We start from the raw sequence: 7,491 nt of genomic DNA, 5'->3' as shown, positions 1-7,491 counted from the left end.
CACCGGAGCCGCCGGCGCCGCCGCAGCGGCCGGGGCCTGCGGATCGCGCGACACGAACAGCTCGACGTCGCCGAACTTGATCGAGAGTTCGCGCACGTCGTCGGTGAGGTTGAACCAGTCGACGAGGGCTCGGAGTTCTTTGATGTCGGGCTGGTCAAGCGGCATGTTCACTGTCTCCTTTTGTGATGCTGATGTGCAGGTCGCCGACGGTCAGCGACTGCCGGCCGGCCGAGCTCTTCTCGTAGAGCGATTTGACGAGGCCGAGGATGGGACCGTAGACCTCGTCGGGGTTGCCGCCGGCCTTGACCGTGCGGATCATCTCGTCGACCTGGGTGCCGGCGAACATCGCGCGGAGCAGCAGCAGGTCGATACCCTCGTCGGGGAAGCGGCGCCGGAGATCCGGCAGCATCGGCTCGATCGGGGCCGGCACGAGCTCGATCGTGGAGGATCCGTTCGCGATGATCTTCTCGAGCACCTCCGGGTCGATCGGCCCGAGCAGTTCGCCGTAGTAGCCGAGGGCGTACTTCTTGATCTCGTTGGGCACGAGCTTGTAGCGCTCGCCCGAGATGACGTTCATCACGGCCTGGGTGCCCACGAACTGGGCGAAGGGCGTGATCATGATCGGGAAGGCGAGCTCCTCGCGCACCCGGGCGACCTCGTAGAGGAGCTCGGTGAAGCGGTGAGAGAGCCCGGCCGTGGCGAGCTGCGAGTGGAAGTTCGAGAGCATGCCGCCGGGCAGCTGGTGCATGAAGTGCAGGCCGTTGTAGGCGACCGGGTGGCCCACGGGCTTGCCCTCCGCCTCGGCGATGTCGATGAGCTGGCGGCTGATGGTCTCGATCCGCTCGTCGTCGACGTTGACGACGTAGCCGAGCGCGCGCAGATCGCTCACGATGTCCTGCGTGGAGGGCTGGGCCGCGCCGTTCGCCATCGGGGCGATCGAGGTGTGCAGGGCATCGGCACCGAGCTCGACGGCCTCGAGGTACACCAGCGGGGCGAGCCCGGTGAGGCAGTGGCTGTGGATCTCGAGCGGCCGGTCGCCGATGACGGCCTTCAAGGCGGGCACGAGGGTGCGGATGCGGTCGGGGGTCAGCAGGCCGCCCGCGTCCTTCAGCATGATGGCGTCGACGTCGGCCTTCTCGATGAGCTCGATGGCCTTCGCCACGAAGAGCTCGTCGGTGTGCACGGGGCTCTCGCAGAACGAGACGGCGCCGAAGGTCGAGGCACCGAGCTCCTTGGCGCGGATGAGGCCGGGAGCGATGTTGTCGACGTCGTTGAGCCCGTCGAACGAGCCGATGATGCGGAAACCGTTCTTGTAGAGGCTCTCCACCCAGGCCTCGATCACGTCGTCGGCGAGGAAGTCGAAGGCCGCGATGTTCTTCGAGCGGATGAGGGCCCGGAAGGTGGAGTTCGGGGCGTGCTGGTGGGCGAGCCGCACCCGCTCCCACGGATCCTCCTTGAGGTAGCGCACGGCCACGTCGAACTGGATGGGGGCGACGAGGTCGACCTGCTCGAAGCCGACCTTGTCGAAGTCGGGGGCCATCTGCACGATGTGCTCGGTGCGCATCCGCGTGGCCCAGAGGCTCTGGTGCGCGTCGCGCAGCGTGGTGTCGATGATCTTGATCTCGCGGCGGCTGCCGGGGGGTCGCCCCCCGTTCGCCATGACCGTGGTGATCGATTCGCGTTCGCCTGTCATCGTGATCAACTCCTTCGTTGATGTGGCTGTTTGCATATAATGAAAGCCACTTCGACCATCTGCCGAGATGATAGAACAACGGGCCCGAGTGTCAAGGAGCTTCTTTCATGGTGACGACGATCCAGTCCGTGGAGCGGGCCGCCCGCATCCTGCTGTTCGTGGCCGACAGCCCAGGGGTGCAGGCGACCGAGATCGCCGCCCGGTTCGAGCTCTCGATGCCCACGGCGCACCACCTTCTGAGCACGCTCGTGCAGGAGGGACTGCTGCGGAAGGACTCGGCCCGCCGCTACGGCCTCGGCAGCGGCTGCGAGCGCATCGGCGAGGGCGTCGCCCGGCAGCTGCGGCCCCCCGCCGAGCTGCGGGCCGCCCTCGGCGACCTCGCCCGCCGGACGGGCGAGTCGTGCTACCTGACCGCCTGGCGGGGTGACCGCATCCGGGTGATCGCGGTGGTGGAGGGCGAGCACGCGGTGCGGGTGGCCGGGCTCGAGGTCGGCTACTCCGACGACATCCACGCCCGGGTGGGCGCGAGGGTGATGCTCGCGCACGCCGATGCCGACCTCCGCGACTGGGCCCTCTCGGGCTACGAGTACACGCCCCTCACCCCGAACACGGTCACGAGCCGCGCCGAGCTCGACGCGGAGCTCGACCGCATCCGCACGACGGGTGTGGCCCACGACCGCGAGGAGCTGCGCCTCGGCGTGCGGTCGATCAGCGCCCCGGTCTGGCTCGACGGCCGGGTGCGGGCGGCGCTGTCGCTCACCGCCCCTGCGGAGCGGTTCCGGGTGCACGAGGAGGAGTACGAGGCGGAGCTACTGGACTGCGCCTCGCTCAGCCACCCGTCGGCTCAGCTCGGAGACGAGTGATGCCCCGCCCGGTCGTGGACCCACGTCGACATCTCGAGGGCCTCGAGCTCGGCATCGCCCGCTTGCGCGAGGTGCTCGCCCACGGTGAGCTGGCCGCACCGGTGGCCGGCTGTCCCGGGTGGTCGCTCGCCGACCTCGGCATCCACGTCGGGTCGGTCTACGGCTTCGCGCATGCCGGACTCGTCGAGCACCGCGAGTTCAGACCGGAGCACACCGGCGCTCGCGGCCGGGACGAGGTGCTCGCGTTCTTCGACGCGGGAGCCGACGCCCTCCTGGGTGCCCTCCGCGCGATCGACGCCGCCGACGACTGGAACGCGGAGGCCTGGACGATGGCGCCTCCCGCGACGGCCGCCTTCTGGGTGCGCCGCCAGCACCACGAGACGTCGCTGCACCTCTGGGACGCGCTCGAGTCGCAGGGCGTGCCGCGCGACAAGTCGACGGCCGAGGCGCTCGACGACGACACGGCGGCCGACGGCATCGACGAGATCGCGCGGATGTTCTACCCCCGGCAGGTGCGCCTCAAGCGGGTCGAGTCGCTCACGGAGTCGCTCGAGATCCGCACGCCGGGCAGGGAGCCCGTGCGGCTCGGCACCGTGGGCACCCCCTCGGCGGTGCTGACGGGCGCGGCCCCGACTGTGCTGCTCGCACTCTGGAAGCGCGTCGCCCTGGAGGCACCGGGCCTCACAGTGTCGGGCGACCCCCGCGCCGCCGCCCGCGTCGTCGCCTCCCCCATCACGCCGTAGCCGCCCGACTCCAGCATCACCGAGCCACCGTGGTGCCCGTGCTCACGGCGAGATGCCGTGGCGGGCGGCGAGCTCGCGCACCACCGTGCTCTCGCTCACCGCGAACTCGATGTCCAGCCCTCGCCAGATCCGGCAGAGCTGAAGGGCCTCGGCGAGCACCGCGGCGTCGTCCAGGGCGAGGTCGTCGTCCAGCACGCGGCGGAGGCCGGCCCGAGCGGCCTCGAGCTCGTGACTCAGCCGCGCCCTGATCCACTGCCCCTGGGGCGACCCGGCACCCGCCTCGCGGAGCGACCCCTCGTGGGACCGCGCGATGGCATCGCCCACATGACGTGCGGCCCGCGCAGCGAGCGCCGCATCGGCGGACCCGGCCGCCTCGATGACGCTCACGGCCGATCGATGCCGACAGGGGTGAACGCCGAGCGGCGCCCCTGCAGGGTGAGCCCGAGCGCACCCGCCCCGAGCGCGGCCATGGCGGCGGGCAGGTTGAGGCCGCCTCCGGCCGTCAGCAGCAGGCCGCCCAGGATCCCGGCGCCGAAGATGGCGAGGTTGAAGGCCACCGGCAGGAACGAGTTGGCGATGTCGGCGTCGTCGCCGCCCACCCGGGTGAGCGCATGCTGCAGCTGAGGAGACGCGCCCCCGAAGCTCACGCCCCACAGCACGGCCGCGGCGAGGATCGCCGCTGCCGACGCATGCCCCACGAGCAGCACCACCCCCGCGGCAGTGAAGGTCGCCGCCGAGAGGTGCAGCAGCGCCCGCGGGTGCCGGTCGAGCAGCACTCCGACCAGAGCCACCCCGCCGAGCGAGGCGACGCCGTAGACGAGGAGCATCAGGTCCGGGGTGATCCCCGTGCCCGTCGTCCGCATGTAGGGGGCGATGAAGGTGTAGATGATGCTGTGGGCGAGCATCCAGACCACGATCACCACGAGCACGATCGGCACCCCGCGGAGGCCGAGCACACGCCCCAGCGGAAGGCGGCCGGTCGGGGGCAGCCCCGGGGCGTCGGGCACGCAGGCCAGGATGACGAGACCCACGAGGAGCGCGAGGAGGCTCAACCCGGCGAACGACCAGCGCCAGTCGGTGAGGCCGCCGAGGAGAGCGCCGAGCGGGGTGCCGATGGCGAAGCCGAGGGGTGCGCCCGTCGACATGATCGACAGCGCCAGCCCGGAGCGCGCGGGCGGGCTGATGCGGATGGCGTAGTTCGCGAGCATCCCCCAGATGACGCCCGAGAACGATCCGGCGACGAACCGGGAGGCGAGCGACAGGGTGACGTCGGGCGACACCGCGGTGACGGTGTTCGCGAGCACGAGTCCCGCCACGCCGACCAGCAGCAGAGGCTTCCGCCGGAACCCCCTGGTGAGCGAGATGGCGGGCACGGTCACCACCACCGTGCCGAGGGCGTAGGCGCTGATGAACAGTCCGACCGTGTTCTCGCTCGTCCCCATGCCCGAGGCGATGTCGGGCAGGAGGCCCGCGGGCATGGTCTCGAGGGCGATGAGGACGAAGCCGATGAGGGCGAGCGCGCCCAGGGCCACCACGGGCAGGCGGTGCTCACGGATGGCGCCCGGCAGGGGGATGCTCGCGGTGCGGGTGCTCATTCGGCACCGCCGACCAGGGGTGCTCCGGCGGTCACTGCTCCCACGAACGCGGGGGCTTCGCGCACGGCCTCGACCTCGTCGAAGTGCCCGAGGGGGATGATCCCCTCGTAGTGGCCGACCGCCTCGTAGTAGAGCACGAGCGCCTGGTCGGGAGCGTAGTAGCCGATGGTGCCCGGCTCGGCGCCGCCGCCGGTCGGCAGGCCGTCGAGCACGAGCGGCTCGGGGAGGCGGGCGATCTTCTCCTGGCCGCCGAAGTCCTCGAACGAGAGCTCGAGCGGCAGCTGCGCCAGGAGCGACGCGGATGCTGCGCTGCTCTGCAGCACGCCGTCCACGGTCGTGCCGTTCACGGTGATCCGGATGGTGATGTCGGTGGTCACGGGGGGCTCCTGGGTCTCGGGCGCGGGGGCGGCGGTCGGCGCGGCCACCGGGGTCGAGGGGGTGGCCGGGGCCGCCGGGGCCGCCGGGCTCGCGGATGCCGTGGGTCGCGTCGTCGGGGCCGGAGCCGTCGGTGCCGGGTCGGCCGCGCATCCGGCGACCCCCAGCAGGGAGGCTGTCAGCAGCACGGCGGCCGCTCGGGTCAGCGCGCGGCCGGATGCGGTCTCGCTCATCTCGTGCTCCTCGGGTGGGGTGCCCGCGAACCGGGCACGGATCCAGTGAACGCGTCGTGCGCGCGCCTAGCGAGGGGGCCGTCCAGATGGGTCACAGCAGAACCTCCCTTTCCGGCGCTCCCGGCTCTACCGTGGAGGCATGGACAATCGCACCGAGGTCCGCGAGTTCCTGATCTCGCGGCGGGCACGGCTCAGCCCCGAGCAGGCCGGGGTCGAGCCCACGAGTGGCCGGCGACGGGTTCCGGGGCTTCGCCGAGACGAGGTCTCCCGGCTCGCCGGCCTCAGCGTGGACTACTACACCCGCATCGAGCGCGGCAACCTCACGGGCGTCTCGGAAAGCGTGCTCGAGGCCGTGTCACGCGCTCTCTCGCTCGACCGTGCCGAGCGGGATCACCTGCACGACCTCGCCCGCACGGCGAACGCCGGAACGCGGGCGCGCACCCCCAGAGCCCAGCCGCCATCGCTCCGGCCGGCGACCCAGCACCTGCTCGACTCCATCACCGGCGCTGCGGCCTTCGTGGGCAACAACCGCATGGATCTCGTCGCCGCCAACGACCTGGCGTTCGCGCTCTACTCCGAGATGTTCCGCTCGAGCGCGCGGCCCGCCAACCACTCCCGGTTCATCTTCCTCGACCCACGCGCCCGCGACTTCTACCCCGACTGGGAACGCGCGGCGAACGTGAACGTGCAGATCCTCCGCCGCGATGCCGGCCGCACCCCCTTCGACAAGGAGCTGAGCGACCTCATCGGCGAGCTCTCGGTGCGGAGCGAGGAGTTCCGCACGCGCTGGGGAGCCCACGACGTGCGCCGGCACTACTCGGGCGCGAAGCAGTTCCGGCATCCGGTGGTGGGCCTGCTCGAGCTGACCTATCACGTGATGGAGCTCGAGGACGACCCCGGCCACACGCTCACCGTCTACACCGCGGCGCCCGGCAGCCCCTCCGAGGAGGGCCTGCGCCTGCTCGCCACCTGGGCCGCGACCGAGCGCATCGCCGACATCGCGCGCGACCCGGCCGCGCGCCCACCTCTTCCGGTCGACTGAGGCGGGTCAGCGGGAACGGTCGGCCAGGTCGTCACCGTCGCTGCTCTCCCGTGTCGTGTCATCGCTCACTCGAGGTCGATGGCGGGCGCGGCGCTCCGCATCGCGGCGTAGACCTGCTCGGCGAAGTCGTCGAGCACGGTCACGCAGTTCTGCAGCCGGGCATCGGCCGCCTCGGCCTCCGGCAGCTCGAAGGCGTCGCGCTTCTTGAGGTCGCGGTACCAGCGGCGGAGCCGGTCGAGGCTCTGCTCCTCCTCCTCGAGCTCCCCGAAGGTGAACTTCTTCTTCGCGATCTCGCGGGCGATCTCGGCTTCGAACTTGCAGCAGTCGGCCTCGAACTCAGCCCATTCGTCGAGCCGGGTGCGCACGAAGACGTCGCGCAGGAACTGCTCCGACGAGGCCGCCCGCGGCGCGACGTCGAGCACCGCGAAGGTGCCGCCGGCGTTCTGCACGAGTTCGCCGGCGCGATCGAGCGCCTCCGTGAAGGCGGGCAGAGCCGGCACGATCCAGGCTCCGGATGCCACGGGCACGGCCCCGACGCGGCGCAGCTCCCGCCACACCGCCACCCGATGCTTCGACGGCTCCTTCGGGAGCTGCGGGAGGAACATGGTCCAGGATGTCGATTCAGTGGTCACGTCAAGAAATGTAGCATCGATTACATTTCGCCGGGAGGCACGGACTTCTTCGTGTCTTCAGGGCCCGATGCGCGGAACGGCGGGGACGGGCGAGACGGAGGTTCTGCGCCCTCGCTAGAGTCTCCTCACATCCACTGGGGGGAACGATGATGTCTGTGCGCCTGCTTCCGATGCGACGGGTGATGGCGGGGGTGGCCGGAGGGGCCGTGGTCGCGGGGCTGCTGATCGCGGCACCGGCGGCGAGCGCCTCGAGTGCGGCACCAGCCGCGAGCACGGCGAGCGCCGCACCCGCCTCCTGCCGCGCCGCCACCGCCC

8 protein-coding genes are annotated in these 7,491 nt (G+C 71.3%); 3 read left to right on the top strand and 5 right to left on the bottom strand.

Features of this window, described 5'->3' with window-relative positions; translation table 11 throughout:
- Nucleotides 1–154 precede the first annotated feature (154 nt).
- The gene (locus Q0D57_RS18650) at nt 155–1,693 is read right to left on the bottom strand and encodes a pyruvate carboxylase subunit B (protein ID WP_291046875.1); all 1,539 of its coding nucleotides are present in this window, start codon (nt 1,691–1,693) and stop codon (nt 155–157) included.
- Between the two features lie 107 nt (nt 1,694–1,800).
- On the opposite strand from Q0D57_RS18650, the gene Q0D57_RS18645 reads away from it, so the two are divergent.
- Together Q0D57_RS18645 and Q0D57_RS18640 are read left to right on the top strand one after the other, a co-directional pair.
- Nucleotides 1,801–2,556: an IclR family transcriptional regulator gene (locus tag Q0D57_RS18645; protein WP_291046873.1), complete on the top strand. Its 756-nt coding sequence runs from the start codon at nt 1,801–1,803 to the stop codon at nt 2,554–2,556.
- Nucleotides 2,556–3,299, top strand: coding sequence for a maleylpyruvate isomerase N-terminal domain-containing protein (locus Q0D57_RS18640; RefSeq protein ID WP_291046872.1), 744 nt, complete (start codon nt 2,556–2,558; stop codon nt 3,297–3,299). The genes Q0D57_RS18645 and Q0D57_RS18640 overlap by 1 nt, the downstream gene beginning before the upstream one ends.
- A 42-nt stretch (nt 3,300–3,341) precedes the next feature.
- Here the strand turns inward: Q0D57_RS18640 and Q0D57_RS18635 are convergent, their stop codons facing one another.
- The 3 genes from Q0D57_RS18635 to Q0D57_RS18625 are packed head-to-tail and all read right to left on the bottom strand — an operon-like array spanning nt 3,342 to nt 5,502.
- Entirely contained in the window at nt 3,342–3,686 is a 345-nt protein-coding gene (locus Q0D57_RS18635) for a hypothetical protein (protein ID WP_291046871.1), read from the bottom strand.
- A complete protein-coding gene (locus Q0D57_RS18630) occupies nt 3,683–4,894 on the bottom strand; it encodes an MFS transporter (RefSeq protein WP_291046869.1) in 1,212 nt (403 codons plus the stop codon). Before Q0D57_RS18630 ends, Q0D57_RS18635 begins: the two co-directional genes overlap by 4 nt.
- Nucleotides 4,891–5,502, bottom strand: a complete 612-nt coding sequence (locus Q0D57_RS18625) for a cyclophilin-like fold protein (protein WP_291046867.1) — start codon at nt 5,500–5,502, stop codon at nt 4,891–4,893. Before Q0D57_RS18625 ends, Q0D57_RS18630 begins: the two co-directional genes overlap by 4 nt.
- A gap of 139 nt (nt 5,503–5,641) precedes the next feature.
- Here Q0D57_RS18625 and Q0D57_RS18620 point away from each other — a divergent pair, with 139 nt between their 5' ends.
- Nucleotides 5,642–6,544: a helix-turn-helix transcriptional regulator gene (locus Q0D57_RS18620; protein WP_291046866.1), complete on the top strand. Its 903-nt coding sequence runs from the start codon at nt 5,642–5,644 to the stop codon at nt 6,542–6,544.
- Nucleotides 6,545–6,609: 65 nt separating this feature from the next.
- On the opposite strand, the gene Q0D57_RS18615 is transcribed toward Q0D57_RS18620, so the two are convergent.
- Complete coding sequence (locus Q0D57_RS18615; RefSeq protein WP_291046865.1) at nt 6,610–7,176, bottom strand: Chromate resistance protein ChrB; 567 nt, start codon at nt 7,174–7,176, stop codon at nt 6,610–6,612.
- Nucleotides 7,177–7,491: the final 315 nt, after the last annotated feature.

Origin of the sequence: Herbiconiux sp., from assembly GCF_023264895.1 — a bacterium.
Classification (GTDB): domain Bacteria; phylum Actinomycetota; class Actinomycetes; order Actinomycetales; family Microbacteriaceae; genus Herbiconiux.
This window is presented reverse-complemented; position numbering and strand designations above follow the sequence as displayed.

Coding starts and splice junctions, on each gene's coding strand:
- Q0D57_RS18650 (WP_291046875.1), bottom strand. CDS start 1,693: ATGACAGGCGAACGCGAATCGATCACCACGGTCATGGCGAACGGGGGG.
- Q0D57_RS18645 (WP_291046873.1), top strand. CDS start 1,801: ATGGTGACGACGATCCAGTCCGTGGAGCGGGCCGCCCGCATCCTGCTG.
- Q0D57_RS18640 (WP_291046872.1), top strand. CDS start 2,556: ATGCCCCGCCCGGTCGTGGACCCACGTCGACATCTCGAGGGCCTCGAG.
- Q0D57_RS18630 (WP_291046869.1), bottom strand. CDS start 4,894: ATGAGCACCCGCACCGCGAGCATCCCCCTGCCGGGCGCCATCCGTGAG.
- Q0D57_RS18625 (WP_291046867.1), bottom strand. CDS start 5,502: ATGAGCGAGACCGCATCCGGCCGCGCGCTGACCCGAGCGGCCGCCGTG.
- Q0D57_RS18620 (WP_291046866.1), top strand. CDS start 5,642: ATGGACAATCGCACCGAGGTCCGCGAGTTCCTGATCTCGCGGCGGGCA.